21 protein-coding genes are annotated in these 26423 nt (G+C 58.5%); 10 read left to right on the forward strand and 11 right to left on the reverse strand.

The window, feature by feature from the left end; all coding sequences use genetic code 11:
* Positions 1–123: 123 nt before the first annotated feature.
* Entirely contained in the window at positions 124–2775 is a 2652-nt protein-coding gene (locus HF257_RS28490; protein WP_185708766.1) for a DUF4118 domain-containing protein, read from the forward strand.
* 37 nt (positions 2776–2812) lie between these two features.
* The gene (locus tag HF257_RS28495; protein ID WP_185708767.1) at positions 2813–3502 is read left to right on the forward strand and encodes a response regulator; all 690 of its coding nucleotides are present in this window, start codon (positions 2813–2815) and stop codon (positions 3500–3502) included.
* 132 nt (positions 3503–3634) lie between these two features.
* Here HF257_RS28495 and HF257_RS28500 read toward each other — a convergent pair whose 3' ends face one another.
* On the reverse strand, positions 3635–4672 hold the full coding sequence (locus HF257_RS28500; RefSeq protein WP_185708768.1) for a patatin-like phospholipase family protein: 1038 nt from the start codon (positions 4670–4672) through the stop codon (positions 3635–3637).
* A 215-nt stretch (positions 4673–4887) separates the two neighbouring features.
* Here HF257_RS28500 and HF257_RS28505 point away from each other — a divergent pair, with 215 nt between their 5' ends.
* The 3 genes from HF257_RS28505 (at position 4888) to HF257_RS28515 (ending at position 6860) form a co-directional block, all read left to right on the forward strand.
* Positions 4888–5166 carry a hypothetical protein gene (locus tag HF257_RS28505; protein WP_010176194.1) on the forward strand — a complete coding sequence of 93 codons (279 nt, stop codon included), beginning with the start codon at positions 4888–4890 and terminating at the stop codon, positions 5164–5166.
* A 44-nt stretch (positions 5167–5210) separates the two neighbouring features.
* Entirely contained in the window at positions 5211–5972 is a 762-nt protein-coding gene (locus HF257_RS28510; RefSeq protein ID WP_185708769.1) for a CHAD domain-containing protein, read from the forward strand.
* Between the two features lie 90 nt (positions 5973–6062).
* On the forward strand, positions 6063–6860 hold the full coding sequence (locus HF257_RS28515) for an acyl-CoA thioesterase (RefSeq protein WP_185708770.1): 798 nt from the start codon (positions 6063–6065) through the stop codon (positions 6858–6860).
* 3 nt (positions 6861–6863) lie between these two features.
* On the opposite strand, the gene HF257_RS28520 is transcribed toward HF257_RS28515, so the two are convergent.
* From HF257_RS28520 to HF257_RS28540, 5 genes are all read right to left on the reverse strand, one after another.
* Positions 6864–7226 carry a DUF962 domain-containing protein gene (locus HF257_RS28520; protein ID WP_185708771.1) on the reverse strand — a complete coding sequence of 121 codons (363 nt, stop codon included), beginning with the start codon at positions 7224–7226 and terminating at the stop codon, positions 6864–6866.
* Between the two features lie 135 nt (positions 7227–7361).
* Entirely contained in the window at positions 7362–7778 is a 417-nt protein-coding gene (locus HF257_RS28525; protein WP_185708772.1) for an Imm50 family immunity protein, read from the reverse strand.
* A 2-nt stretch (positions 7779–7780) separates the two neighbouring features.
* The gene (locus HF257_RS28530) at positions 7781–12493 is read right to left on the reverse strand and encodes an RHS repeat-associated core domain-containing protein (protein WP_185708773.1); all 4713 of its coding nucleotides are present in this window, start codon (positions 12491–12493) and stop codon (positions 7781–7783) included.
* Positions 12494–12691: 198 nt separating this feature from the next.
* Complete coding sequence (locus HF257_RS28535) at positions 12692–14173, reverse strand: methyl-accepting chemotaxis protein (RefSeq protein ID WP_185708774.1); 1482 nt, start codon at positions 14171–14173, stop codon at positions 12692–12694.
* 96 nt (positions 14174–14269) lie between these two features.
* Positions 14270–15076, reverse strand: coding sequence for a TatD family hydrolase (locus HF257_RS28540; RefSeq protein WP_185708775.1), 807 nt, complete (start codon positions 15074–15076; stop codon positions 14270–14272).
* A gap of 236 nt (positions 15077–15312) precedes the next feature.
* Between HF257_RS28540 and HF257_RS28545 the strand changes: the two genes are divergently transcribed.
* The 3 genes from HF257_RS28545 to HF257_RS28555 all read left to right on the forward strand — a co-directional run bounded on the left by HF257_RS28545 (position 15313) and on the right by HF257_RS28555 (position 17829).
* Positions 15313–16734: an MltF family protein gene (locus HF257_RS28545; RefSeq protein WP_185712131.1), complete on the forward strand. Its 1422-nt coding sequence runs from the start codon at positions 15313–15315 to the stop codon at positions 16732–16734.
* Between the two features lie 103 nt (positions 16735–16837).
* A complete protein-coding gene (locus tag HF257_RS28550; RefSeq protein ID WP_185708777.1) occupies positions 16838–17272 on the forward strand; it encodes a DoxX family protein in 435 nt (144 codons plus the stop codon).
* Positions 17273–17520: 248 nt separating this feature from the next.
* On the forward strand, positions 17521–17829 hold the full coding sequence (locus HF257_RS28555) for a class I SAM-dependent methyltransferase (protein ID WP_185708778.1): 309 nt from the start codon (positions 17521–17523) through the stop codon (positions 17827–17829).
* 4 nt (positions 17830–17833) lie between these two features.
* On the opposite strand, the gene HF257_RS28560 is transcribed toward HF257_RS28555, so the two are convergent.
* The 3 genes from HF257_RS28560 to HF257_RS28570 are packed head-to-tail and all read right to left on the reverse strand — an operon-like array spanning position 17834 to position 21174.
* Complete coding sequence (locus tag HF257_RS28560; RefSeq protein ID WP_185708779.1) at positions 17834–19513, reverse strand: Gldg family protein; 1680 nt, start codon at positions 19511–19513, stop codon at positions 17834–17836.
* Positions 19514–19528: 15 nt separating this feature from the next.
* The gene (locus HF257_RS28565; protein ID WP_185708780.1) at positions 19529–20254 is read right to left on the reverse strand and encodes an ABC-2 transporter permease; all 726 of its coding nucleotides are present in this window, start codon (positions 20252–20254) and stop codon (positions 19529–19531) included.
* Positions 20251–21174: an ATP-binding cassette domain-containing protein gene (locus HF257_RS28570; RefSeq protein WP_185708781.1), complete on the reverse strand. Its 924-nt coding sequence runs from the start codon at positions 21172–21174 to the stop codon at positions 20251–20253. Before HF257_RS28570 ends, HF257_RS28565 begins: the two co-directional genes overlap by 4 nt.
* A 255-nt stretch (positions 21175–21429) precedes the next feature.
* Between HF257_RS28570 and HF257_RS28575 the strand changes: the two genes are divergently transcribed.
* Both HF257_RS28575 and greB read left to right on the forward strand, forming a co-directional pair.
* Entirely contained in the window at positions 21430–22575 is a 1146-nt protein-coding gene (locus HF257_RS28575; RefSeq protein ID WP_185708782.1) for a hypothetical protein, read from the forward strand.
* A 130-nt stretch (positions 22576–22705) separates the two neighbouring features.
* Positions 22706–23179, forward strand: a complete 474-nt coding sequence (greB, locus tag HF257_RS28580; protein ID WP_185708783.1) for a transcription elongation factor GreB — start codon at positions 22706–22708, stop codon at positions 23177–23179.
* Positions 23180–23224: 45 nt separating this feature from the next.
* Here greB and HF257_RS28585 read toward each other — a convergent pair whose 3' ends face one another.
* Positions 23225–25735, reverse strand: a complete 2511-nt coding sequence (locus tag HF257_RS28585; protein ID WP_185708784.1) for an ABC transporter permease — start codon at positions 25733–25735, stop codon at positions 23225–23227.
* Positions 25735–26418, reverse strand: coding sequence for an ABC transporter ATP-binding protein (locus tag HF257_RS28590; protein ID WP_185708785.1), 684 nt, complete (start codon positions 26416–26418; stop codon positions 25735–25737). The genes HF257_RS28585 and HF257_RS28590 overlap by 1 nt, the downstream gene beginning before the upstream one ends.
* Positions 26419–26423: the final 5 nt, after the last annotated feature.

Here is a 26423-nt window from a genome sequence, read left to right on the forward strand (position 1 = left end):
GGGCTTGCTCGCGAAGGCGGCATATCTGCCAGTACCTCCGTCACTGACAGACCGCTTTCGCGAGCAAGCCCGCTCCCACATTGGATCTTCAGTGAACTTTAATACCTGAAGGAACCCCCCAGCATGAGCGACTCCGGCCGCGCCGACGCCCTCCTAGCCGACCTGCCCCGGGACGGCCGCGGCCGGCTCAAGGTCTTCCTCGGCGCTGCACCCGGCGTGGGCAAGACCTACGCCATGCTGCAGGCCGCCCACACGCAGTTGCGCCAGGGCGTGCGCCTGATCGCCGGTGTGGTCGAAACCCACGGCCGCGCCGAGACCGAAGCCTTGCTCAGCGGCCTGCCGCAACAGCCGTTGCTGCGCAGTGAATACCGTGGCGTCATGCTTGAAGAAATGGACCTCGACGGCCTGCTCGCCGCCAAACCCAAGCTGGTGCTGGTGGACGAACTGGCCCACAGCAACGCCCCCGGTAGTCGTCATGAAAAGCGCTGGCAAGACATTCAGGAATTGCTCGCCGCCGGTATCAACGTGTTCACCACGGTCAACGTCCAGCACCTGGAAAGCCTCAACGACCAGGTGCGTGGCATCACCGGTGTGCTGGTCCGCGAAACCCTGCCGGACTGGGTGCTGCAGGAGGCCGACGAACTGCTGCTGATCGACCTGCCGTCTCGCGAGTTATTGGAGCGCCTGCGCGACGGCAAGGTCTACGTGCCCGAGCAGGCCCGCGCGGCCATCGATGCCTTCTTCACTCAGACCAACCTGATGGCCCTGCGCGAGCTGGCCATGCAAACCGCCGCCGCCCACGTTGATGACGATTTGGCCCAAGGCTATCGCCAACTCGGTCAGGCAGCGCCGGCGGTGCGCGGTCGCCTGCTGGTGGGCGTGGATGGCGATGCGCAGGCCGAGCGTCTGGTGCGGCATGCCAGTCGCGTCGCGCAGCGCCGGCATTTGCCGTGGAGCCTGGTGCATATCGACAACGGTCGCGCACGGGATGAGCAATCGCGCCTGCGCCTGCAAAATGCCCAGCAACTGGCTGAGCGTTTGGGTGGCGAGGTTGTTTTGTTGCGGGCGGGAGAGGTGGCCAAGACCCTGATCCAGCACGCCGCCGAGCGTCGCGCCAGCCTGCTGTTGGTGGGGCAGTCGCGGATGCGCTGGCGTCGGCGTTTGTTCGGGGGTGGGCTCGCCGCGCGCCTGTTGCGCAATGCTCGTGGCTTGGAAATCAACGTCCTCGACAGCGACGATATCCCTGCACCACCGCGCATGCCCGATGTACGCGGCTTGGTGTGGTTCGACTACGGGCTGGCGGTGGTGGCGACCGTGGTGGCTGCCGCGTTGGCCTGGGCCGTGGCCAGTGTATTGCCGTTGCCGAACATCTCCCTGGTGTTTCTCGCAGCCGTATTGCTGGTGGCCGTGCGCAGCAGCCTCGGGCCGTCTCTGGTGTGCGCTGCGCTGTCATTCCTGACTTACGATTTCCTGTTTATCCCGCCGAACTTTTCCTTCGCCATCCAGCGTGAAGAGGACGTGCTCACGCTGTTGTTCTTCCTGCTGATGGCTGCGCTCACCGGTAACCTCGCCGCGCGGCAACGCCGGCAGTTGCAGGCATTGCGTGACACGCAGGAAGAAACCAGCGAGCTGCTCGACCTGTCGCGCAAACTCACTGCCGCTACCGACCGCCAGGCCGTGATCAGTGCGGCAGCCCATCATCTGGAAGGCTGGAGCGACCTGGATTTGTGCCTCGTCAATCGCGATGGCCAAGGTGGCTGGAAGGTTGAAACCGGCGCGCCACTGACCCTCACCGAAGCCGAGCGCGCCGCCGCCGACTGGGCCTGGCAACACGACCAGCCAGCCGGCATGGGCACCGGCACGCTGCCGTTTGGACGTTGGTGGTGGTGGCCGCTGTCCGGTGAAGAGGGCCCGTTGGGCTTGCTCGGTGTCAGTCCCAAACCGGGCCTGGAGTTGAGCGGGCAGCGGCGACGTCTACTCACTGCGTTGAGCCAACCATTGGCCCAGGCGCTGGCGCGTGCGCAACTGGCGCAAGAGCTGGAGTCCGCCCGGTTGCACGGCGAAACCGAGCAACTGCGCAGCGCCTTGCTGGCCTCGGTGTCCCACGATCTGCGGACGCCGTTGACTGCCATGCGCGGCAGCATCGACAGCCTGCTGGCCTTGGGTGAAGCCATCCCGTTGGAAGATCGTCGTGAGTTGCTGGAAGGCACCCGCGATGAAGCCGAACGCCTCGATCGTTATATCCAGAACCTGCTGGACATGACCCGCCTGGGTCACGGCGCCCTGAAGCTGGCGCGGGATTGGGTGTCCCCCGGCGATATCGTTGGCAGTGCTCTTGGGCGATTGCGTGCGGTGTTGGCACTGTTGCAGGTGCGTGCCGATGTGCCGGCGGAGTTGCCGTTGCTGTACGTGCACGCGGCGTTGATCGAGCAAGCGTTGGTCAATGTGCTGGAAAACGCTGCGCGGTTCTCACCGGCCCACGGGCGTTTGCACGTGAACGCTGGCGTGTCCGACAACCAGCTGTTTTTCGCGGTGGCCGACGAAGGGCCGGGCATTCCCGAGGACGAGCGCGCGAAGATTTTCGATATGTTCTACACCGCCGCGCGTGGGGATCGAGGCGGGCAGGGCACTGGCCTGGGCCTGGCGATCTGCCAAGGCATGGTTGGCGCCCACGGTGGGCATATCAGCGTTGCCGATGGCATCGACGGGCGCGGCACCTGTATCACCCTGTTCCTGCCACTGCCGACTCAGCCTGGCCTGGAGCGCGAGGCATGAGCTACCCTGTTTTCTTCACGGATTTTGATTGGACACCATGAGCCAGACCTCGACGATTTTGGTCATTGATGACGAACCGCAGATCCGCAAATTCCTGCGCATCAGCCTGGCCTCCCAGGGCTATAAAGTGATCGAGGCCGGCACCGGCAATGAAGGCTTGGCGCAGGCGGCGCTGAGCAAACCGGACCTGCTGGTGCTCGACCTTGGCCTGCCGGACATGGACGGCCAGCAAGTGCTGCGCGAGTTTCGCGAATGGTCGACGGTGCCGGTGCTGGTGCTGTCGGTACGGGCCAGCGAAGGACAGAAAGTCGAAGCCCTCGACGGTGGTGCCAATGACTACGTGACCAAGCCGTTTGGCATCCAGGAATTTCTCGCCCGCGTGCGTGCGTTACTGCGCCAAGCGTCGGCGGGAGAGGCTCAGGAAGCGGCCTTGCGTTTTGGCCCGCTGACGGTGGACCTGGCCTACCGCCGCGTGCTGCTGGATGGCGTCGAAGTGGCGCTCACCCGTAAGGAATACGCGGTACTGGCGCAACTGGCGCGGCATCCAGGGCGGGTGATCACCCAGCAGCAATTGCTCAAGGACATCTGGGGGCCGACCCATACCGAAGACAGCCACTACTTGCGGATTGTAGTGGGGCATTTGCGTCAGAAGTTGGCGGATGATCCGACGCAGCCACGGTTTATCGTGACGGAGGCGGGGGTGGGGTATCGGTTGTTGAGTGCCTAGGGTTGTGGAGCCTGGCCGGGCCTCTTCGCGAGCAAGCCCGCTCCCACATTCGACCGCATTTCGTCAGGTAGTATGCGATCAAATGTGGGAGCGGGCTTGCTCGCGAAGAGGCCATTAGCACCACCACAACACTCAGCGCTGCTCACTCTCATACCGATCCAACGTATCACTGGCAATCTCCCGCCCTAACGCGATCAACTCCGGCGCCTTATAGAATTCGAAAAACCGACACACCCGCTTCGGCACGTTGATCAGCACATCCGGCGGGTACCCGGCGATCTTGTACTGCGCCAACGACGTCTGCATCACCTCGAAACTCTGGTTGATCAAATCCAGCAGCGACGCCGGCCCGACGTTATCAATGATGAATGAACCGGTCGCTGACTTCGGCGCGCCTGCTTTTTCCGGTGCGGCGGCAGGTTGCTGGGATTCGGGCTCGGCCGACTCCAGCCAGGGGTTTATATCCGCCGCTTCAGCTTGCAAGGCCTCCTGCTCCAGCTTCATCAACTGCTCGGCCTGTTTGCGGCGAAACGGCAGATGTGAACCCAATGACTTCGCCAGGCTGTTGAAGCGGCTCTTGAACGCCGGCGGTCGCTGGATGACCGGCAAGTGATAGTGCTTCTGGTTGGTGGCGTTGAGGTTGACCGCGATGATCAAATCGCAGTGGCTCGACACCACTGGCACGATGGGCAAAGGGTTCAATAAGCCGCCGTCGACCAGCATGCGGTTGCCCTGCATCACCGGCGTGAACAGGCTGGGGATGGCCGCCGAGGCGCGCATGGCTTGGTGCAGGCAGCCTTCCTGGAACCAGATTTCCTGTTGATTGGTGAGGTCGGTAGCGACGGCGGTGTAGGGAATGCGCAGCTCTTCGATGTTGAGTTCACCGACGATCTTGCGGATTTGCCCGAAGACTTTCTCGCCTCGAATCGCCCCCAGGCGAAAACTCACATCCACCAGACGCAGCACGTCGAGGTAGTCGAGGCTTTCGATCCAGTGTCGATACTCCTCCAACTTGCCCGCGGCATAGATCCCACCCACCACGGCGCCCATGGAACAACCGGCGACACAGGCGATGTCGTAGCCGCGTCGTTCGATCTCTTCGATCACCCCGATATGGGCGTAGCCCCGGGCTCCGCCGGAGCCCAGCACCAAGGCAACACGCTTTTTCATGGTCCATGTCCTCCCCAAGGCAGACGCCCACAATGCACCCATTGAGGGGGCGGCTTCAATCGCCGGAGGCGTCTACACTATTTTTCAGGATAGCCACGCTACTCGGGTATGCTCTGGCAATAGGCGCTTTCGATTTCAGGATACGACAAGGCACTTTTCGTTGTAGGCAACGTCTACACGAGTACGACTGTTTTTCTTTATTTGAGGTGTCATCGATGAAAGCCTGGATGTGTGTGCCTGTGATCGTATTGGCCCTGGCCGGTTGTGCCGGGAAGACCGCATACCGCGACAGCTGTGGCACACAACTGGATGCCGCCTGGCATGAGTTGGACCTGGCCAAGGCCGAAGGTTTTGCTGGGACCGTGAGCTACTCCAAGGCCTTGTCTCTGTTGACCGGTGCCAAGACCCAGCAACAATTCGAAGCGTTTGAAGGCTGTTCCAACAAGGCCGAGAAAGCGCGGTTCTACATTCGTGAGTCTCGCGCCGGGCGTTGACCTGTAGCAGCGGGTAGGATTTTTTATCAGAAGGTGAGGGCAGGATGTCAGCTTTGGTCGATCAGTTAGTCGCTCAGGTCATTGGCCTGGAAGTAGGGTTACTGAGCTGCCAAGCTCGCCTCTCAGCCGTCACCGACGATGAAGCCTTGCACGATCTGCGCACCACCGTGCGGCGTTTGCGCAGTCTGTTACGCCCTTTGCGCGGCTTGCCGGGGGTTGAACAGCTTGAGCTGGCCGCCAGCGCGGTCGGCCAACTGACCACGCCGCTGCGTGATCGCGAGGTCCTTGCGGCGTATCTACACCAGCACGGGTATCACGACGCGGCGAACCGACGCCTGCGCCTGCAACCCGAGGCCTATCGCCAAGTGGCACAAAGCCCGGAGTTGGCGCATCTGCTGCTGATCCTCGATGCGTTCCCACGGTTTATCCGCGCATCCGAACATCAAAAATTGCTCAAGGGCCTGCGCCCACGCATCGAGAAGCGTCTGGCCAAACAATGGCGGGCACTTGATGAGGCGCTGAAGGACCCCAGCCACGATCGCCACCGCCTAAGGTTGCTGATCAAGCGCGTGCGGTATGCCGCCGAAGCCTATCCCGAGCTGGACAAACTCCCCGCCAATGCCATGTCGCGCCTCAAGAAAGCCCAAGGCGCTTTGGGGGATTGGCATGACTGTTGGCAGTGGTTGGCCCAGGCCGAACAACAGCCGGACTTGCAGCCCTGCGTCGCGGTATGGCGGCGCACCATGGCCAAGGCCGAAGGGCAAGCGGATCGTGTGCTGGATAAACTCAGCGCCGATTGTTTCTAGATCGGTCCGGCTTTTGGCCGGAATAAGCGCTGCACCTGACGGTTACGATGGTTAAGATCCTCCATCTGTTTTGTTTGATGTGAGGTCGCCATGCGCTTTAGTGATTTGCTCGACGCCGCCCGTAGCAACCCGCTGGATGTCACCATTCCTGCTGAATGGGCCCAGGGGCGTGCCTCCTTTGGTGGCTTGGTTGCCGCCTTGCAATACGAAGCCCTACGGGCCCAGGTCCCGGCGGATCGGGGGTTGCGTTCGCTGGCGATCACCTTCGTCGGCCCGGTTGCGCCGGATGTACCTGCCAGTTATCAAGTCGAGGTGTTGCGCGAAGGCAAGGCGGTCAGCCAATTGCTCGGCCGGGTGGTGCAAAACGGTGAAGTGGCGACCCTGGTTCAAGCCAGCTTTGGTGCATCCCGCGAGTCCGAGATCGACGTCGCCGCGCAGCCTGCGCCCGTGTTCAAGCATTGGGATGAATGCCAGGAGCTGCCGTATATCAAGGGTGTCACTCCGGAATTCATGCGGCACCTGGCGATGCGCTGGAGCGTTGGCGGCTTGCCGTTCACCGGTAATAAATCCCGCGACATGGGCGGCTGGGTTCGCCTGCGCGGCGACGTGAAAGAGGAGCCGCTGACCGAGGCGCACATCCTCGCCCTGGTCGATGCCTGGCCACCTTCAGTGCTACCGCATCTGAAGAAGCCTGCTCCCGGCAGCACCCTGACCTGGACCATCGAGTTTATCCAACCGTTGCCGGACCTCACCACCCTCGACTGGTGCCAGTATCAAGTAAGCATCGAACACGCTCGCGATGGTTACGGCCACGCCGCCGCCGCACTGTGGAGCCCGACCGGCGAGTTGATCGCCATCAGCCGCCAGACCGTGGTGGTGTTCGGCTGAGCCTCAGTGGCGATGGCGTTGCCGCCAGGCGCGCCACCAGCCACCGCTCAATACAAACCGCGGAAAGGTCACAAATTGCTCGACCACCAGACGCTGCACTGCGTCTTTGCGATCACTGAACGGCTCGCTGGCCTGGGCTTCCAGACTGTGACCATGACGCTGCAATGCCAGGCCTGCGAGGATACCCACGGCCCCTATGGCGAAACTGGCCAGGCTCAGGCTGAACACGCCCGACACTATCAATAGAAACCCGATGATGAACAGCGGCACGGCAATCAGGTGCAGCGCCAGGTTGGTCGGGTGCTGGTGGTTTTGTGGGTAATTACGCCATTGCCAGGCGGGGAGATTGGGGTGACGTTTGCCCATGATGGTGCATCCTCTGTCCGTTGAAATGACTTGGATAGAGTTTAGGTGGGTGTGGGCTAGACGGCGAATTGGGGCTGGCTATAGATCCCATAGTTTCTGCTATGTAAGTCGTACCTCCGTCCCTCTCTATCGACCTTATTTTGACCAAGTATGATCGCCAGGTTCGGGGCAGTTTACATAAACGGATGGGCCATCCATGGATAGCCATTTTGCTCTAAATTCAATAGAGGCGTTTTTTGATTTTGCGTTAAAGATAAAATGTTCATCTTCATGCGTTATTTCTGCAATGAAAATTTCCCTGCGAGGAAGATTGGCTATTTGCAAGTTACTTATTTCATTGCAGGTCAGCCCAATTCTACATGTGTTATATCCCTTGCCCTCCCATTTAGGGGGTAAGCGATCTGGAAATTCTGGTATGTCAAATCCAATGCTGATAGAGGGTTGATCGTACTCTACCGTCAGTGAGTGTATGTAAATTTCCCCAATCTCAATGTAGTGCGTGAACAGTTTGTTGAAGAATACTGTTCCTTCAATATCGTTCCAATGTCTCATTTTTAATCCTTAAACAGATAGTGATCTTTTGTGCCTGGGACTTTGCCGGTGCGTGGTGTATCGATCGGGCGCAGATTGAAGTGAGCACCTTGATCGCCTACTCCGTTCTGAGCTCCGAATTTATGCCCGGCTGAGTGGTCTTGGATAAGTACCTGGGATCCATCGGTTCTCGTGTATTGGTAAACCCTTGTTTGAATCGTTTTTTCAGAACTATCTAAAACTGCTTTTCCATTTATATCCGTCATTTTTACCTTGCTGTATTGTTTTTTTGCGCCAGATTTCGATTCGCTAACTGCATCAGGTTGTTGAGACATTGGTATGTTGGCGTCTCTTTTTGCTTCGCGGAAAGCTCCTTTTCGAGATACATCAGGTACGTCAGGGTCAACGGGTATCGCGCAGGTTGGATTTTTCTTTACTGCGCCAGTGCAATGAGCAGTCAGTCCTAGCGGATCCACCCACCCCGTAGGATTGGGCACGTACTGGTACGTGCTGATCCCGCCTGCCAACTTCACCGGATCAGGGGTCAGGTAGCGACCAATATCCGGATTGTAGTAGCGATGGCGGTTGTAGTGCAGGCCACTTTCTTCGTCGAAGTATTGGCCCTGAAACCGTATTGGGTTGTCGATTTTTCCGATGTCGAGGCGGCTGATTTCGCCGTAGGCGCGGTAGTGGGCGGACCAGACGATTTCGCCGTTGGGAGTGGTAAGTTCCTGAGGGGTGCCGAGGTGGTCGAGTTGGTAATGGTGGGGCTTTGCTTCTTTGGGGCCGAAGCCTTCCAGCATTACCAGTGGGCGAAAGCTGTCGGGTTCGTAGAGATAGCTGCGGTGCTTGTCTTTGTGGTGTTCGGCGATGAGCTTGTCGCCTTGCCAGAAGAACTCCGTGGTGATGTCGTCGACGGTTTTGCTGATGCGACGGCCAAACGGGTCATAGCGGTAGTTGGCGGTCTGGCCGTTCGGTTGAGTAATCCCGATTAACCGGTGCTGACAGTCGTAGCGATATTCGGTGACGAGTAGATGGCCCTTGCCGCGCCGCTCGCGGATCAGATTGCCGAAGGCGTCGTAGTCGTAGTGGTTGTCGCCTTGGCTAATTAAACGATTGCCGGAGACGACATCCGGCCCTGGCCGGTCTTGCATCAGCAGATTGCCCGCTGGGTCGTGCCCGAAGCGCTCTTGTACGTCTTGGGAGTGGTCGGCCCGCGTGAGGCGGTTTAGTGGGTCGTACTGGTAGTGGTGCTCGCCTTTGCGGGTGTCGAGCAGGCGGGTGAGGTTGCCGGATTTGTCGTAGTCGTATTGGCGTTGGTAGAGGTAGTGGTCTTGTTGAGTGACGGCGTGGGCGTGCAGGCGCTGTTGGTCGTCGTAGTAGTAATGGCTGAGGAGTTGGCCTTGTTGGCGTTGGTGTTCCTGGCCGGATTTGAAGAGGTGGGATGTCAGTAGCGAGCCGTTCAGTTCAACCGTAGCGAGGTGACCACCTTTTGCATGATTAAAAACAAGACGGTTGTTGTCCGGCAGGCGCAGGTTCTTGAGTTGGCCGCAGGCGTCGTAGCCGTAGCGCAGGGTGCCCCAGCCCTGATGCTCAGCGGTGAGGCGGTTTTGCGCGTCGTATTCGTAGGCCAGAAACCAGTGGCTATCGTCGACGGTTAGGAGGTTGCCCTGGCGGTCGTAGGCATAGTCAACAACGCTGCTGTCGGGAAGGATTTTTCGTACGAGTCGCCCGGCATGATCGCGCTCGTAACAGGTGACCAACTGACTACCGTCATCACCATGTTCGGTCTTTTCCTGCAGGTTGCCGTTGAGGTCGTAGACGTAGGCGGTGCGCTGGCCGTCAAACCCAGTTTCCTGCTGGATCAGGCCATTGGGGTGGTATTGCAGCCCATAGATTTCGCCGACTTCATTTTCGATTTCTGTCAGCAATAACCGAACGTTGTCGTAGCGGTATTTGACCTGGGTGCCGTCCGCGTTGATGCGACGGCTGATCAGATGCAGCCCGTCGGCGTATTCGTAGCGGGTGACGTTCCCTAACTCGTCTCGTTCGGCGGTGATCTTTCCGTAAGGGTTGTAGCTGTATTCCCGACAAGCGCCGCCTGGAAGGATCACACGCACCAACCGCCCAACGCCATCCCACTGATACTGGGTCAGCGCGCCATGCTCATCCTCCCGAGCAATCTGCCGTCCAACGTCGTCATAGCGATAACGCTTAATACCACCATTGGGCAATTGCTCCTCAAGCAACTGCCCACGCTCATTCCACACCAGCCGTTGGCTACTGTGATCGGGATACCAAACCCCAATCAGTTGTCCGTGCTTGTTGTAGGTGTAGTCGGTGATATGGCCGTCAGGATCAATCTTGCGCGTGACATCGCCCTGATCATTACGCTCATACTTCCAGACGGCTTCGCCACGCCGCACAACCCGTACGAACCCGTTGTCGTGTTCGTAGGTCGTTGGCTCATCGTCCCCGGGAAACAGCGCCACCAAGCGTCCGGCTTCGTCGTACTGATACGCCGTCACCGCTCCCAGCGGGTTCTGTTCAACCGTTAACCGGCCTTTTTCGTCGTAGGACTTAAAGTGCTCAGCACCATCCGGATCTACCCGCTGTACTAGCCGCGCCCGCTGGTCATGCACGTAGACTTCCTGGCTACCATCGGCGTTAAACACCGTGACGCGACCGTTGTCATCCCAGGCATACCGCGTGTCCATCTGCGAAAAACTCGCCCAATGCCGGACACATCGCGCGGCCTTGCCGGACCGTTCCCACTCCCAGAAGAAACTCGCCCCACCGGCTAAGCCACGCTCAAGAATGACGTGCTGCTCGTCGTACCGGTAAGTCTCACTTTCGCCGACGGCATTGGTCGCCGAAACCAACCGTCCCAGTTCGTCGTAGGCGTAGGAAACAACACTCTGTTCAGTCACCCAGACGTAGGGCTCATAACCCTTTGCCCGCTGAATCTGGTAGTCCACCGCAACGATGCGGTCCGACGAGTACCGCAAAAACAGTGAGCGCCCCACTCCGTTAGACACTCGCTCGATACGCCCCGAATAATCCCGGGAAATACGCAATCGGTTGCCATACGCATCGCTAATGGCCGTCAGTAAACCGTTACGGAAATGGTAGAAACGCGAGGCTTGAGCCAGCACCAATTCATCTGGTAAATCACCCAGATAAATCGCCACCTCGGCCAAGCTATTGGAAATCGCAGGCCGAGCAGAGGAGGGCAAGGGCAGGGCCGTCGATCGATTCTCATGATCCGTCCACACCACCGAATCGCCCGCAACTTCCAACCGATGCGCCAGTGAATGACTCCAGCCAAACCCCAACCCGCAATCCACTTCCACCGCACTGGTGCGGTACAACCGGGTCCACTCAAACGGCAAAATCCCGTCCAGCGCACCATCGGTCAGGGTGAGCACTTCCTCCCCAGTCACCATCGACACCGGGCAGCCATTAGTGGCTGTTTTATCCGCACTCGAAGTGGCATCCCCGTTCGGGTTCTTTCCAGAAACGGGCACGTCATCCACAGGCTCGTGCGGAACCAGCGTCGTCCTCGGTTTGCCCTTGTCCCGAGCCATCGCGACCGGGTTTGAAACCAACTGATCCCCTGCCTTCAATGGCACCGCCGGAATCACTTTGATCGGAGTCGCCAGCCCCCCAAGTAACAGGGGTTTAGCCACATCCACATGCGGTTCCAAACGCGGCCCGACCAACTGATCCGCCAACCTCTCCAGCCACTTGCGCACCCGTCCGGACTTGATGTGCCCCAACACTTGAACACCCAGGCGAATCCGTACGCCCATGCCCCGCGTCGCCCATATCAGAAGTAGGTTGATCAGCACTTCGCCGGTGATCTCGCCGACCACTTCGTACATCTGTGGCGGCGGTAGCATACGCAACCAGGCGACCATGGCGGACAGGTAGATAAACATCATCGGCTCATCACTGAGCACCAACAGGCCATTGGCGATCGCGTCTTTGCCCAGTTTCAATAGCGCATCAAGTTCGGCCTGGGAGATGTACTGCAGCAATTTCTCGCTGTTGGCTTTGAGGTCCGCCAACAGGTCATACAGCTGCGTGACGTTGTCCCAGAGGTTGTAGAGCGCCTTGGCGATCCCGCTTGAAAACGCCACGCCCTGCATCGCGCTACGCGCCAAAGGCGTGGCGTGGGCAAAGTCCTTCCATAGCGGCTTGAACGTTTTGCTCCATTCATCGCGCAGATGAACGTTCAGGCCCTTGATCACCGACTGATAAGACGCATACAGCGCCTTGACGTGATCTTTGGAAACGTTGGGATAGAAAGTGATCTGGTAACGCTGGTCGCGGGTGCAGTCCTTGACTTCAAGGATGCCGCTGGGGCCTATGACGTGATGGATCGGTTCTCCGATGGGGCGGCCGTCGGGCGTAATACCTTGGAGCATTACAGGGGTATTGCCGATGGGCACGAACCGCGTGCTCTCGAACATGTGCACCAGGGTCAATGAACCCTGGGCTTTGCAAACGGCGACTGTACGACTGGGTTTTTGGGAGGAGGCTGGGGCTACAAGCGAGACTTCATCGCCGACCTTGAATACCTGCTCCACTTCAAGCGCACCAAGGCTCCAGAAACTTTCGGCCCACGCGTCGAAGTCATTCAGGCATGCGCGGAAATCGCGCAAGACGGTTTCAACGTCCGGCTTACTGGCATCCATGGGGGCCAGGACCAGCCTGGCAATCACCGGGATCAAGGCGCTGCCCTGTTGAGCTGGGCATTGGTAGAGAAGTGCATCGGCGGTCCCTCGCGCTGGTTGGTCAGGCGAGAGACTTTGGAGAGGTATGTAAGGAAAAGAAGTCGGCGTTATTCGCCAGCAACGCTAGGAAGTTTCGCCAAAACCTCGAGTAAATCGAGGTTTGGATGTGGGCGCAGGATTACATGTGGAACAGTCCTACAACTTCAACTGCCCAATCGCTTTGCTCAACTCCCCAGCCAAGGTTGCCAGTTGGTTGCTGGTCGTTGCCGAATCCACCGTTTGCTGCACGGTGTTTTCGGTCACATCACGAATGCTCACTACCGCGCGGTTCATCTCTTCGGCGACGTGGCTTTGTTGTTCTGCGGCGACGGCGATTTGGGTATTGCTCTCACGCATCTGGGCCACAGCGCCGGTAATTTCTGCCAGTGCAATGCCGGCCTCTTGGGCTTGTTGTACGCAGTCGTCAGCCTTGAACGAGCTTTCCTGCATGAAGTCCACCGCGTCGCGGGTGCCGGCTTGCAGCGCCGAGACCATGCGGGTGATTTCGTCGGTGGAGTTTTGCACGCGCTTGGCAAGGTTGCGCACCTCGTCGGCAACCACGGCGAAACCACGGCCCATTTCCCCGGCGCGGGCGGCTTCGATGGCAGCGTTAAGCGCGAGCAGGTTGGTCTGTTCGGCGATGCTGTGGATCACACTGACCACGCCGTTGATTTTCTGGCTGTCCTCGGCGAGTTTCTGGATCATCTCGGCGGTCTGCTGCACCCCGGTGGACAGGCCGGCGATTGAGCGCTGCACACGGGTCACCACTTCCTGGCCGCTGCCGGCGAGAGTGTCGGCGGTCTGGGACAGGTCACGGGTGGCACCTGCATGTTGGGCGATGTGGTAGACGGTGGCGGTCATCTCGTTGATGGCAGTGGCGGCCTGGTCGGTTTCACTCTGCTGGCCAAGCATGCCGTGCTGCACTTCGTTCATGCTGCTGGCCAGCCGCGCGGCGCCGTCGTCCAGTTGCTGGGCGGTACGCGCCACGGTGTTGACCACACGCTGGTAGCCGGCCTGCATGGCGTTGAAGGCGCTGGCCATCTGGCCTACTTCGTCCTTGCACGCCAAGGGCACGCGGGCTGAGAGGTCGCCGGTTTTCTCGACATGCAGCATCACGTCCTTGAGGGTGTTGAGTTGGCTGAGCAGGAAGCGAATCAGCAATTGTGAGGCGCCAAGCATGGCCAGCATCAGAATTGCCACAGCCACCGCGTAATTGGCAAAACGCTCGCCGAACACCTGGCTCAGGCTGGGCGCGTAGGCCAGTACGGCGACCTGCTGGCCGTCGTTCCGGGCGATCACGTCGGCGCCCATCAGTGGGTTTTCGCCGAATAACGGCATGCGATTGAGCTCGACCCAGCCATCGGCGCTGCTCAGCGCCGACAAATCCTGGTCGGCCAGTTGTGGGGCTTGACCGCGCGGGAACGTCAGCCAGTGCTCGCCTTTGGGCAATGCCTTGTCGGCGGGCCAGGCACTTAGCAAACGTGCCTGGTCCTGCGCCGAGGCCTGTGACGCATCGCTGCGCGCCTGTTGTTCAAGCTGCACGGCGTACAGCACCAGCAGCAGGGTGGTGATGAAAGCGACCGCGTTGACGGCCCAAAATTTGTACTTCAACGAGATATTGCTAAGCCAGGCACCCATGGAAGGTTTTCTCTGATAGCGGAAACAGTATTGGCAAGGTGCCATTATTGTGCCGCTATTCAGAGAAACGATTTTGACATGGGTCAATGCGCCGCATTAATGCACCGGAGGTAACCCGAAAAACGCGCGTGCGCAGGCGGTGGTGTGTTGGGCCAGGTCTTCCGCGCTTTCGTTACGATGCAAGGCCACTTCGCGCAGCACCTCCGGTAAGTACGCCGGTTCGTTACGGCCATTCTTCGGCTTGGGACGCAAAGTGCGCGGCAGCAGGTAGGGCGCATCGCTCTCCAGCATCAGACGGCCTCGGGGGATTTCTCTGACCAATGGGTGCAGATGCGTCCCACGGCGTTCGTCGCAGATCCAACCGGTGATGCCAATGTGCAAGTCGAGGTCGAGATAGCTGAACAGCGCCTGCTGCTCGCCGGTGAAGCAATGAACGACGGCTGCGGTAAGGTGGTCTCGATAGTCCTTGAGAATCTCCACCAAGCGCTGGTTGGCGTCACGCTCATGCACAAACACCGGGAGTTTCAGTTCGACGGCCAGGGCCAGGTGTTCTTCGAGTACTTTTTCCTGCTGGGGGCGTGGCGAGAAATCCCGATTGAAATCCAGTCCGCATTCACCTACCGCACGCACGCGGCGTTCATTGAGCAAACCACGCAAGCGTTGCGCGCTGTCGCCGTTCCAGTCACTCGCAGAGTGGGGGTGGATACCGGCGGTGCTGAACAGGCGCTGGCCACTTTCATCGAGTGTTATGCAGAGTTCCAGGGCCTGCTCGCTGCCCTCGACACTGGTGCCGGTGAGCACCAATTGTTGTACGCCGGCGGCATAGGCACGGTCGAGAACGGCTTGGTGCCTCTCGTCGAAACTGGGGTTGGTCAGGTTGACGCCGATATCAATGAGTTGCATGGTGCTACCTCCGCCTGCGGTCGGAAAGCATATCAGAGCTGTAGATTTATAAGAAAATCTAAGAACTACAACGAGTTATAGCTGTCTTTGAACGTCGCAAGTGACATTGTGGTTGGTCTAACCCCTTTCCCTGTGCCACCGTTGCGCGCCTTGCCAGCGCATAAAGCGCTCTGTTTCTGACACCCAGCGCCTCGTTTTTCGCGAGCGCGTTGGCCAGTATTCTTTCCGGAGAGCGGATGATCCGACCCTCGGCGTTGCTTATGTTGTGCCTGACGTTACTGCTGCCCATGGCGGCGGTTGCGCGTCTGGACGGGCCGCTGGAAGTGACCAAGCCCGGCAAGGTGCGCGACCTGGCGCAAATCCGCTCCAGTCGCACCCTGCGTGTGCTGGTCAACCAGAGCCGCAACAGTTCCGGTGAAGTGCAGGGCCAGGCCATCGGGGTCGAATACCACCGCCTGCGCGCTTTCGAGCAATACCTCAATGGCCATGCCCCGGATGGCCAGGAGATCAACCTCAAGATCATTCCCAAGGCCAAGGATCAACTGCTTGGCGCGCTGGCGCGTGGCGAAGGCGATTTGGTGGCCCCGGGTGAGTTGCTGGATGTGAAGGCGTCGCACAAGATCAGTACCAGCGACCCGATTGTCAGCGATGTGCCGTTGTGGCTGGTGGGCGTTAAAGGCGAGCGGCGGTTTACCAAGCTGGAACAACTCTCCGGGCGTACTTTGGCGCTGACCACTGGCAGTGCGGCAGCGGATGCCATCAGCCAAGTCAACCAGAAGCTGGCCCTGCACAAGCAGCCACCGGTGAAGGTTGAGTGGGTCGACCCGACCTTGGCGGTGGAGGATGTGCTGGAGATGGTCCAGGCAGGCATTTTCCACCTGACTATTGTCGAAAAGCCGATTGCCGAACGCTGGGCGAAGATCCTGCCCAAATTGCGTTTCGACAAACGGGTGGTCATCAACGAGCCCGGTGATGAATATTGGTTTGTGCGCCAGGATGCGTCGATGCTGCGGGCGAGCATTGACCGATTTCTCAAGACCTACCGAACGCCATCCGACCAGGATGTGGCGTTCCAGCGTATCTATCGACGTCTCTATCAAGTGCGCAACCCACTGGCCCGCGTCGACCGCCAACGCCTGGAAAAGCTGCGGCCGATCCTGCAGAAGCACGCTCGCGATCAGGGCATGGACTGGCTGAACTTGGCCGCGCTGGCCTTCAAGGAGTCGGTGCTTGATCCTGGCGCGCGCAATAGCGGTGGCCCTACGGGCCTGATGCAAATCACCCCCTCTGCAGCGCAGCGAGTGGGCGTCAACAATATCGAGACGCTCGACAGTAACGTGCAGGCGGGCGCGCGTTACTTGGCAATGATCCGCCGCAAGTTCTTCGCCAGTCCCAAACTCAATGAACGAGAGCGCATGGCCTTTGTGCTAGCGGCTTACAACATGGGGCCGGAGCGCGTACAGGGCATGCGCACCGAGGCCAAGCGCCGGGGGCTGAACCCCAACCAGTGGTTCTTCCAGGTTGAGCGTATTGCCATGGAGCAAGTGGGGATGGGCGGCGTCAGCTATGTTAATAGCGTAAACAAATACTATTTGGCGTTCGATCGGGAACGGGAGTCCCTGGAGCCGCCAGCGCCGAAAATTGCCTCACGAAAATAATCGATTTAATCGATGTTAATTAGGCATTTTTTCGGCTTTTATCATTCTTTAATCTGATTAATATAGCGGCCAACCAACCCCTACTTTGAAAAGGATTATCACTATGAGCCCACTGATTAAAAGCATCCTGTCTACCCGCGCCGGTTATGGCCTGACCATCCTGCGCATCGTGGTGGGCATCATCTTCGCTGCCCACGGTTCGCAAAAACTGTTTGGCTGGTTTGGCGGCTACGGCCTGGCGGGCACTGCCCAGTGGATGGAAAGCATTGGCTTGGCGCCGGGTACCCTGATGGCGTTGTTGTCCGGTGGTACCGAGTTCTTCGCCGGCCTGGCACTGATCATCGGTTTGCTGGCCCGTCCTGCGGCATTGGGCTTGACCATCCTGTCGCTGGTGGCGATTTTCTCGGTGCATATCCATAACGGGCTGTTCATGGCCAACAACGGTTATGAATTCGCACTGGCGCTGTTGGGCGGCGCGCTGGCGGTGCTGCTGGAAGGCGCAGGCAAACTCTCTGCCGACCGCGCCATCGCCAACTGATCTGCGTTTAACCCCCCAAGAGGCCCGCCATGTGCGGGCTTTTTGCTGCTCGGAATTCTTGACACCGCACTATGGGCTTCTCTAGGATGCCGCTTATGCGCCGATTTAAACAGCTAATTGCGGGGCGCCATGGGTGACCGTTTCCGGTCCCGACAGAAGCAATCTATTTGCTTCGAAATTCCGCTAAAGCGCTGGTTCGGTGTTGCCTCTCACCTGCCCGCAGACTTTTGAGGCAGAGATTCGACACGATGAATGCACTACGCCCCCTGATTCGCCTGGCTCCGATTACTGCGGACCTCACTCAACGCAATCCTAAAATCCTCCTCGGCGGCAAGCACCAACCTACGCTGTTGCGTTATCTGGATGGTTGGCCGCGACGTACCGGGCGGCCTTCGGCGTTCCTGATCCAGTTTGTTGAGGACGGCGACTCCCTCGCGCGATTTGCCAGCAACAGTTTCGACCTCGCTGTTATCCAGGCGCCCAACGCAAGTAATGCCGATGAGGTGATCCGCCAATTGACGCGCATTGCCCGGCAAGGGTTGATTGCGCGCCGTTAGCACCTCAGTAAAACGCAGAGTGCGGTATTACGCGGCGACGACGGTTCCACAGGTATAAACCCCACGCAACGAGGCCCAGCAGGGCTGGCACCGGCACGATAATCAACAATTTCAGGTTTCGCTCCAGGCGATTCACGGAGGTGTAGGCTTGGGTTTTCAGTGCATGCAGTTCCATCGGTAGGCGCAACCGTTCCTTGTTTAGCGCTTGCAATTGGGTACTGGTGTCGACAGGTTCAGTACCGAGAGCGGTGGCTGGTGGGTTCAAGCGTTGCCATTCCTTTTCAGTTTGCGCCAGCCGCCGTACCAAGTCATTGGCCTGGGTTTGGTAGGCGTTTGCAGCGGCGTTGCGCTTTGCTTCCAGCACTTGCAGTGAGCGGTTGGCGTCCGTGCGCGGGCGAATGCTTGATAGTTCATCGGGAGCGGCCAGGTTATCCAATGTATTCAGTACGAACAGGTTGTTACTGTTGTTGGCCGAACTGTCTGGGTCTTCGCTGAGCAAATCCGTGTCGGCCACGATCACCACATGAATCTGCGTCGCCTTTTGCAACCCTGGCAACTGTTCACCGACACCGTCAGGAAACGCCGAATAAGCGGGCCCCTCAATACGGGCGGCGATGACATGGCGTTCGCCGCGTAGGGGGACTTCACTGTCCGGCTCGTCGGTTCCCACAAGTACGGATTGCTCCGAGCTTTGCAGCAGTGGGGTGAAGCGAGTTTGGCTGTTAACCGTGGGTGTGAGGGCGCCACTGCTAGATACCGTCACAGAATCGAGCTTCCAAGTGCTGACATCGTTCGTGGTCATTGCCCTGCGCGGCAACGTTAACGTCGTCAGAGGGTGTTCCGGTAAAGCGTAGGTACTGTCGATGAGTATCTTGCCACCTTGTATATTGACGCCCCAACTGGTGAGCATTCCATCCAGGGGAGAGGGGGAGGGAGCGTCTTTTGAAAGCTGTTCGCTCAGCGGATCGATGAACATCAACAACTTGCCTCCTCCAAGCACGAATTGGTCGACCGCATACAGGGTTTGTTCCGACAGCCTGCGGGGATGCACAAGCATCAGGGTTTTGATTCGTGACGGAACGTGATCGGCACTCGGCTCCAGCTCCATCAGGTCGAAATGTCGGTGTAAATCCCGTCGCAGCGGCTCGATCGTTTCCTGTGTTGGCAACCCTGAGAGCAGTCCTACAGCGGGTGGACCGGGCCGCAGCAATTGGGTGATCAAGTGGCTGATTTCATACTCCAAAAGGGCCTCTCTGTCTGGGCTGAACGACTCAATACGCTGTGCAGCCAGGCCGTCTCGGGTACTGATAAGCCCCAGAAATCCATGTTTATTGTTAAGACCATACAAGCCGGCTTTGTAGGCATCTTCTGAAAAATGAGCAGGGTTGATGATGTGTAGATTGATCATGCCGTTCGCTGATTTTTCGAATGCCTTGAGTTTTTCTTCAACATGCCTTCCGTAGTGTTTCTGCTTGGGTGGCGTGCGTGAATGGAAGTAGTAAAAGTCCAGCGGCGCCTCCAGCGAGGAAAGCAGTTGCAGTACGGCGGGCGACAGCGTGTTGGCTTTTCGTTGTGAGAGATCCCAACGTAGATCGGGAAGTTTGAATACCCAGACCAGATTAAATGCCAGGAAAAGCAACAGTATGATGATGAGCGTTATGCCTGTACGCAAAGCGGATCGCATTGGGGAACGGCCTTCTCAGCTGTACTTGTAGTTGAGTAAAAGGATCGTTGCGGCAAGGAAAGCGAAAATCATGCTGATGAAATACAAACAGTCGTGGAGGATAAGTGCGCCGTGGTCGATCATGGCAAAACGTAAAGACGGGCTGAGGGACGTTAAGTTGTCGATGATCCAAAGTGGGGTTTGTTGTTCAAGGGCATCAAGAACGGTCGCTAAACTGCTGGCTGCCAGCAGCAAGCTCAACGTCAAGAGAAAAACAACCATACGGTGATGCGCAAATGCGCAAATAAAGCACCCGACAGAAAGATAACTGCCTGCCAATAGCCAACTGGCCATGAACTGTGAGGCAATGACCATGTTGTCTGGCGTGGCGAGTACATTGATAACGACCACAAGCGGGAGTGTCAGTAATAAGGCCAGACCGGATACGATCCAAGCAGCTAAAAACTTACCGATAACGAGTTCCCAAAGTGTCAGCGGTAGCGTGGCCATAAAGTCGACGAAACCAGCAGCGTGCTCATTCGCCCAGAGCTGGGTTGAGAGCGTGGGAATTAATAACAGGTATAACCACGGGTGTAGCTGAAAAAAAACCTGCAAGTCAGTGCTGCTATTTTCCAATAACTGGCTGGTGTGGAGTCCAAGTGCTGCGGACAATACCAGAAAGATGACCGCGCTCACGTAGGTGGCAGGTGCAGATAAATAACTGGAAAGTTGGCGCCTGAATACAACTAGCAGTGCGTTCAAAGGGGCGCCTCTTGACTGAGTTGGTGAACGACGTCGTTCAGGCGGCCAGGTTCCAGTTTCAATGAGTTAACCTGCCAATGCCGCTTGGCAATCAGTGCACTGATAGAGGGGAGAATGCTGTGGCCCGGCATAGCCAGTACCGTCACCGTATTTGGGTGGTGATGGTCCTCTTCGATACCCGCAACACCAGGAAGTACGGCGAGGGCCAATATATCCAGGGGGGATTGCGACGTCAGGGTGACGGCTTGGAAGTGCCTGGAACTGCGCAATAAATCGGTTATCGAGGCATCCTCCACCAGACGGCCTCCTCCTACGATAAGGCCGCGAGTGCAGGTGTGCACCAGCGCTTCGCAATCGCGCGTGGCAATAATCACCGTCATCTCTTCGGTCAATGATTGGATAAGCGCGTTGATCTTGTTGTATTGGTGTGAAGCCAGGCCCTCATAGGGTTCGTCCAGCAGCAGTACGGCGGGGTCATGCAGAATGGCCTGTGCGATCGCAACTTTGCGTTTCAAGCCAGAAGGAAGTGCACTTATCGGGTATTTGAGCAAGGGTGAAAGTTCAAGCCTTACGATAGCCTTATCTAACCGTTTGCGTTTGTCGGCGCCGCGAAATCCGCGAAGAGCAGCAACAAAACTTAACAAGCTACTGACTGATAGCGTGGGGTGGCCGAACGTAGAGGGTTGATAGCCGACGGTTTGGCAAGCTTGCCGAACATGTTTCTGAGTGTCGAAGCCGAAAATATTTACATGCCCGCTAGAGGGATGTGTTGAACCAGCGATTATCTTGAAAAGCGTGGTTTTAGCTGTTACGTCTGCGCCAAACAATCCAAGGCATTCTTGGCGTTTTGCAGAAAAAGAAAAGTCACGAATGACGTTGTTTTTACCATCTTTTTTTGTGATGTTGCTTATCTCGATCATTGTGATGTTCTTCTAGTTTAGTTTGTCAGTATGTTCGGATAAACAGGTGTCTAGGTGGCGATGTGGCGGGGTTTTGATATGAAAAATGGTACGTGCAATGTTGTTTTTTGGAAATGCTGAGGTGGCTTAATAAGATAAGTCCTACGGAGGGGTTTATAGCGCGTGAAAATGATCGATATATGATTGGTGTGTGTGGTTGTGGGTGTGTTTATGCTTGGTTTAATAGTTGTTTAATTGCCGCGAGGCCTGATTCCTATGATGCTGTTACGTACACTTGTCCTTGAACGCGCCGGTGAAGATGCTCCGCTTAACGGGGCATTGCTCTGTGGCTTTGCGGTTCCTCAAATAACCTCAAATTTTCTTGTATACAGTCTCGATGAAGAGACAGAGCCAGGAAATGCCAGAGTCTATGTCGCAGCGTTACGTAAGAAACTCGAACGTTATTTTTTGAGTGGTGTAGGGGCTCAGGAAGAACTGCAAATAGCGATGCAGGTATTCAAGCAGATACTAACGCTGGCGGCGGCTGGTGCTAAACCTTTGAGCGCCGCCGATACCCAGATTCCCTACCATTTTGTCGATTTGAAAGGCTGTAAATTGCCGCCAGCCAGACCCGAGGATCATCATTCGGTGATCATCAAAAAAGCCTTGGTGATGAAGGTGATTACCTTGGGAGCATCGGCACCTGCGTCCGCGGCTATTGAAAGCGCAACGTTGATCGTCCCGTCCATTCGGTTTTCTTCCCAGATGGTATCGCCACCCAAAGTGGTAAAGCCCGAGGCAGAAGCCCAACTGCCCTTACTGGAGCAATTGGCTGAGCCGCAGCAACTGCCCCCGGTGGCCTCGGCGCTGGAGGAGACGGGGCCTCTCGCGCCTCTCTTGCATGAGCCGCCAGTGCTGGGCACGCCGACCGAACACACTTCATTGTTTGAGGTCGACAGTACCTTGACCAGCCTTGCACGTGTCGCCCAGGAGCTGACCGCGCAGAAAACAGCTGTTCTCAAGCAGGAGGAAGCACTCGAAAAATGGTATAGCCAATTGCAGCAGAGCCAGGCTGAGCTTGATCGGGGGCGTCAGGAACTGGTCAATCGAACGCTTGAAAAGGAAGCAACCTTGCAGTTGCGTGCTCAGGTCTTGGAGAATCGTGAAGCGCAGTTGGTAGGTGCTCTCACCGCTCAACAACAAGAGCAAGAACGAATGGACGAGCTCGCCTCGGCCCTTGAAAAACGGGTTGCCCAGGCTTACAGCCAAGAGTTGATGGTGCGCCAGAGAGGCGAAAAGTTGGCCGCCATGTTGGCGCTTTTATCAGGGGGGCGCCAGAATCTGCAAGCAATGTTGCTTGAGTTTGACCAGACGCTGGAGGGGTTGGGTAAGCGTGATGAGTACGTCATCCAGGGGGCTTGATGTGAGGCAAACTGTCCGTTGCCCTGGCTACTTTCTCATGTTCATTTATGATCCTTCTATGTTCGTCAGCGCCAGGCCTTGAGGTCCTGGCGTATTGGATTCAATGGGCATTTCCTGGGGATACACGCGTTTGAGTACCAAGCTGATTACTAAAGAGGGTCATGAGGCGCTGAAGAAAGAGTTGGATTACCTGTGGCGAGATAAACGCCCGGACACCACGCGCAAGGTGACATGGGCTGCCTCCCTGGGTGATCGAAGCGAAAACGCAGACTATCAGTACAACAAGAAGCTGTTGCGTGAGATTGACCGCCGCGTGCGTTACCTGCGCAAGCGCCTTGAGGACATGCGCGTAGTCGAGTACATGCCAGAGCAGGAAGGCAAAGTGTTTTTCGGTGCCTGGGTCGATATAGAAAACGAGCAGGGCGAGACCAAGCGTTTTCGAATCGTAGGGTATGACGAGATCTATGATCGGATGGATTACATCTCCATCGACTCACCGATGGCCCGTGCGCTGTTGCGCAAGGAGGTGGACGATGAGGCTATCGTTCAGACCCCAGGTGGCGAAGTGTGTTGGTGGATCACCGGTATCGAGTATGTGAAGTAAGTAATGCGGGCCCGCACCCTGTGAAGAGTGCAGGCCCGCGTCGTTTTAGCCTTCGCGTAGTACGGTGAGCGGGCTGGCATTCAGTGCGCGGCGCGTACCGAACACTCCAGCCCCACCGATCAGTACCGCGCCGATGATCGGCAGCAGTAGCAACCACGGGTGAGGGTGCCAGGCCAAGTCAAACGCATAGCGGTAAAGCACAAACGTCACCAGCTCTGTTCCAAGTGCTGCGAGCAACCCGCTGACGGCACCCAGCAAGCCGAACTCGATGCGCCTGGCCTTGACCAGCAGTTTGCGTTCGGCACCCAGTGCACGCAGCAGTGCGCCTTGGCGGATGCGTTCATCCAAGGTGGCTTGCAGCCCCGAGAATAGCACCGCCATCCCAGCTGCCAGCACGAACAACAGCACGTATTCCACCGCCAGCGTCACTTGGGCGAGGATGCTGCGCAACTGTTCCAGCAACGCCTCGACCTGCAGGATGGTCACCGCCGGGAACGCGCGCGACAGGTCGACGATCTGCTGGTCATGGCCAGGAGCCAGGTAGAAGCTGGTCAGGTAGGTAGCCGGCAGGTCCTTCAACGTGCCCGGCTGGAAGATCATGAAGAAGTTGGGTTGGAAGTTATCCCAGTTGATGGTCCGCAGGCTGGTGACCCGCGCTTCACGGTTTTCCCCTCCCACTGTAAACACGAGGTGGTCGTTGAGCTTGAGCTTGAGGCTTTCCGCGACCTTGGCCTCTACCGAAACGCCAGGCACCTCATCGGTCGGTTGCTGCGACCACCACGAGCCCGCTGTCAGGACATTGCCTGGCGGCAGGTCGGCGGCCCAGGTCAGGCTCAGGTCACGCTGTACCGCGCGGTCGCCGCTGGAGTCCTTGCTGACAATCTCCTGCACCGGCTCGCCATTGATGCTGATCAACCGGCCCGGCACCACCGGATACAGTGGCGCGGACTGTGCCTGCAGTTCCAGTAGTCGGCTGCCAAAGGCTTCCTTGTCGGCTGGCAGGATGTTCAGGGCGAAATAGTTGGGCGCATCCTTGGGAAGCTGGTTTTGCCAAGTGTCGAGAAGTTCGCCACGCAGCAGGGCAATCAAGCCCATGGACAGCAGAATCAAGCCAAACGCCAGTGACTGTCCGGCGGCCGCCAGCGGATGGCGCAGCAATTGGCCCAGCCCCAGGCGCCAAGGCAGGGATGCGCGGGCCAGCAGGCGTCGCAAGCTTTGCAGCAACAGCAGGAGCAAGCCACCGAGGATCAGCGCAGCTACAACACCACCGCCGAGCAGGGCGAAGGTGAGCACCAGGTCGAGGCTCAGGCGCCACATGATCAGGCCCAAGGCGAACAATGCTGCACCGTAGACCATCCAGGTGCTGGAGGGGACTGGCAGGAGGTCGCGCCGCAGCACTCGCAGGGGCGGTACGCGGCCCAAGGCTGCCAATGGCGGCAAGGCGAAGCCGGCGAGGGCGACCAGGCCGGTGCCGATCCCGGCAACCGCCGGCAGCAGACCGCCGGGTGGTACGTCTGCCGGTAAAAGGTCGTGCAGGAAGTAGAACAAACCAAATTGCGCTAGCCATCCCAGTAGGGCGCCCGCCAAGCTTGCCAACAGGCCCAGTACGCTCAATTGCAGGCTAAACAGCAACATGGCTTCGCGCCGTGACAGCCCTAGGCAGCGCAGCAGTGCACTGGCATCGAAACGGCGGGTCGCGAAGCGGTTGGCGGACAATGCCACGGCCACGCCAGCCAGCAGCACCGCCACGAGGCTGGCCATGTTCAGGTAGCGCTCGGCCTTGCCCAGGGCACCGCCGATCTGCTGGTTGCCGTCCCGGGAATCCTGCAGGCGCTGGTTGGCGGCGAGCCCGGGTTTGACCAGGTCTCGGTAGGTTTGCAGCACCGTACTGCCTTGGGGGCCACGCCACAGTTCGCGGTAGCTGACGCGGCTACCGGGCTGGACTACGCCCGTGGCGTCCAGGTCCGCCAGGTTGATCATCACCCGGGGCGTAAGGCTGTAAAAGTTGCCGGCGCGGTCCGGCTCATAAGTGAGGATGCGGGCCAGGCGCAGGGTTTTCATGCCCACGTCGATGCTGTCGCCTACCTTGAGATCCAGTGCCGTCAGCAGCCTTGCCTCTACCCAGGCTTCGCCGGTTTTTGGGCCGCCCCCTGGCGTTTCATCTCCAAAAGGTGTGGCAGCGCTTTTCAGCTCGCCGCGAAGCGGATACTGCTCGTTGACCGCCTTGATGCTGGAGAGCTGGATACCGTTATCGGTGGCAATGACGCTGGAGAACTCCACCACGCGGGCGTGATCCAGGCCCAATTCGATGCCGGATTTGATTTGGTCGGGCCGGGCAGGCGAGCTGCCTTCGAGCACCAGGTCGGCGCCCAGGAACTCGGTGGCGCGCAACAGCATGGCGCCGTTGAGGCGTGCCCCGAAGTAGCCAATGGCGGTGCTGGCGGCCACGGCCACCAGCAGGGCAAAGAACAGCACACGCAATTCACCGGCGCGGGCATCGCGCAACAATTGGCGCATGGCAAGACTGAACAGGCGCAACAGCGGCAAACGTGCCATCAAGGCTCCAGGGGCGCGACCATCAGGCCGGCTTCAAGGCGGATCAGGCGTCGGCAACGATGGGCCAGGCGCTCGTCATGGGTGACCAGTACCAGGGTCGTGCCGCTCTCTTTATTGAGTTCGAACAGCAGGTCGCTGATGCGCTCGCCGGTATGGCTGTCCAGGTTGCCGGTAGGTTCATCGGCAAACAGCACGTCCGGCTCGGCAGCGAAGGCGCGGGCAATGGCCACCCGTTGTTGTTCGCCCCCCGACAGCTGACGCGGCGAATGGGTGAGACGCTTGCCCAGGCCCACGCGTTCCAGCAGGTGCCGGGCGCGTTCGCGGGCGTCTTTGCGACCGTCCAGTTCCAACGGCAGCATGACGTTTTCCAATGCATTGAGGCTGTCGAGCAGTTGGAATGATTGGAACACGAAGCCTATGTGCTCGGCCCGGATGCGGGCGCGCTGGTCTTCGTCGAGGCTGCTCAAGGCTTGCCCGGCGAGGGTGACTTCGCCGCTGCTGGGCAGGTCGAGGCCAGCCAGCAGACCGAGGAGGGTGGATTTGCCGGAACCGGAGCTGCCGACGATAGCCAAGCTATCGCCCTTGTTCAGTTCCAGGCTTAGTTCGTGCAGGATAGTCAGTTCACCTTCCGCGCTGGGAACCACTTTGCTAAGGTTCCGCGCGGTGAGAATGCTTGCGCCCATGGAGA

It is taken from the genome of Pseudomonas cremoris (assembly GCF_014230465.1).

Bases quoted from the DNA above. Each gene is read 5' to 3' on its own strand.
- HF257_RS28490 (WP_185708766.1), top strand. From the start codon at position 124: ATGAGCGACTCCGGCCGCGCCGACGCCCTCCTAGCCGACCTGCCCCGG.
- HF257_RS28495 (WP_185708767.1), top strand. From the start codon at position 2,813: ATGAGCCAGACCTCGACGATTTTGGTCATTGATGACGAACCGCAGATC.
- HF257_RS28500 (WP_185708768.1), bottom strand. From the start codon at position 4,672: ATGAAAAAGCGTGTTGCCTTGGTGCTGGGCTCCGGCGGAGCCCGGGGC.
- HF257_RS28505 (WP_010176194.1), top strand. From the start codon at position 4,888: ATGAAAGCCTGGATGTGTGTGCCTGTGATCGTATTGGCCCTGGCCGGT.
- HF257_RS28510 (WP_185708769.1), top strand. From the start codon at position 5,211: ATGTCAGCTTTGGTCGATCAGTTAGTCGCTCAGGTCATTGGCCTGGAA.
- HF257_RS28515 (WP_185708770.1), top strand. From the start codon at position 6,063: ATGCGCTTTAGTGATTTGCTCGACGCCGCCCGTAGCAACCCGCTGGAT.
- HF257_RS28520 (WP_185708771.1), bottom strand. From the start codon at position 7,226: ATGGGCAAACGTCACCCCAATCTCCCCGCCTGGCAATGGCGTAATTAC.
- HF257_RS28525 (WP_185708772.1), bottom strand. From the start codon at position 7,778: ATGAGACATTGGAACGATATTGAAGGAACAGTATTCTTCAACAAACTG.
- HF257_RS28535 (WP_185708774.1), bottom strand. From the start codon at position 14,173: ATGGGTGCCTGGCTTAGCAATATCTCGTTGAAGTACAAATTTTGGGCC.
- HF257_RS28540 (WP_185708775.1), bottom strand. From the start codon at position 15,076: ATGCAACTCATTGATATCGGCGTCAACCTGACCAACCCCAGTTTCGAC.
- HF257_RS28545 (WP_185712131.1), top strand. From the start codon at position 15,313: ATGATCCGACCCTCGGCGTTGCTTATGTTGTGCCTGACGTTACTGCTG.
- HF257_RS28550 (WP_185708777.1), top strand. From the start codon at position 16,838: ATGAGCCCACTGATTAAAAGCATCCTGTCTACCCGCGCCGGTTATGGC.
- HF257_RS28555 (WP_185708778.1), top strand. From the start codon at position 17,521: ATGAATGCACTACGCCCCCTGATTCGCCTGGCTCCGATTACTGCGGAC.
- HF257_RS28560 (WP_185708779.1), bottom strand. From the start codon at position 19,513: ATGCGATCCGCTTTGCGTACAGGCATAACGCTCATCATCATACTGTTG.
- HF257_RS28570 (WP_185708781.1), bottom strand. From the start codon at position 21,174: ATGATCGAGATAAGCAACATCACAAAAAAAGATGGTAAAAACAACGTC.
- HF257_RS28575 (WP_185708782.1), top strand. From the start codon at position 21,430: ATGATGCTGTTACGTACACTTGTCCTTGAACGCGCCGGTGAAGATGCT.
- HF257_RS28585 (WP_185708784.1), bottom strand. From the start codon at position 25,735: ATGGCACGTTTGCCGCTGTTGCGCCTGTTCAGTCTTGCCATGCGCCAA.
- HF257_RS28590 (WP_185708785.1), bottom strand. From the start codon at position 26,418: ATGGGCGCAAGCATTCTCACCGCGCGGAACCTTAGCAAAGTGGTTCCC.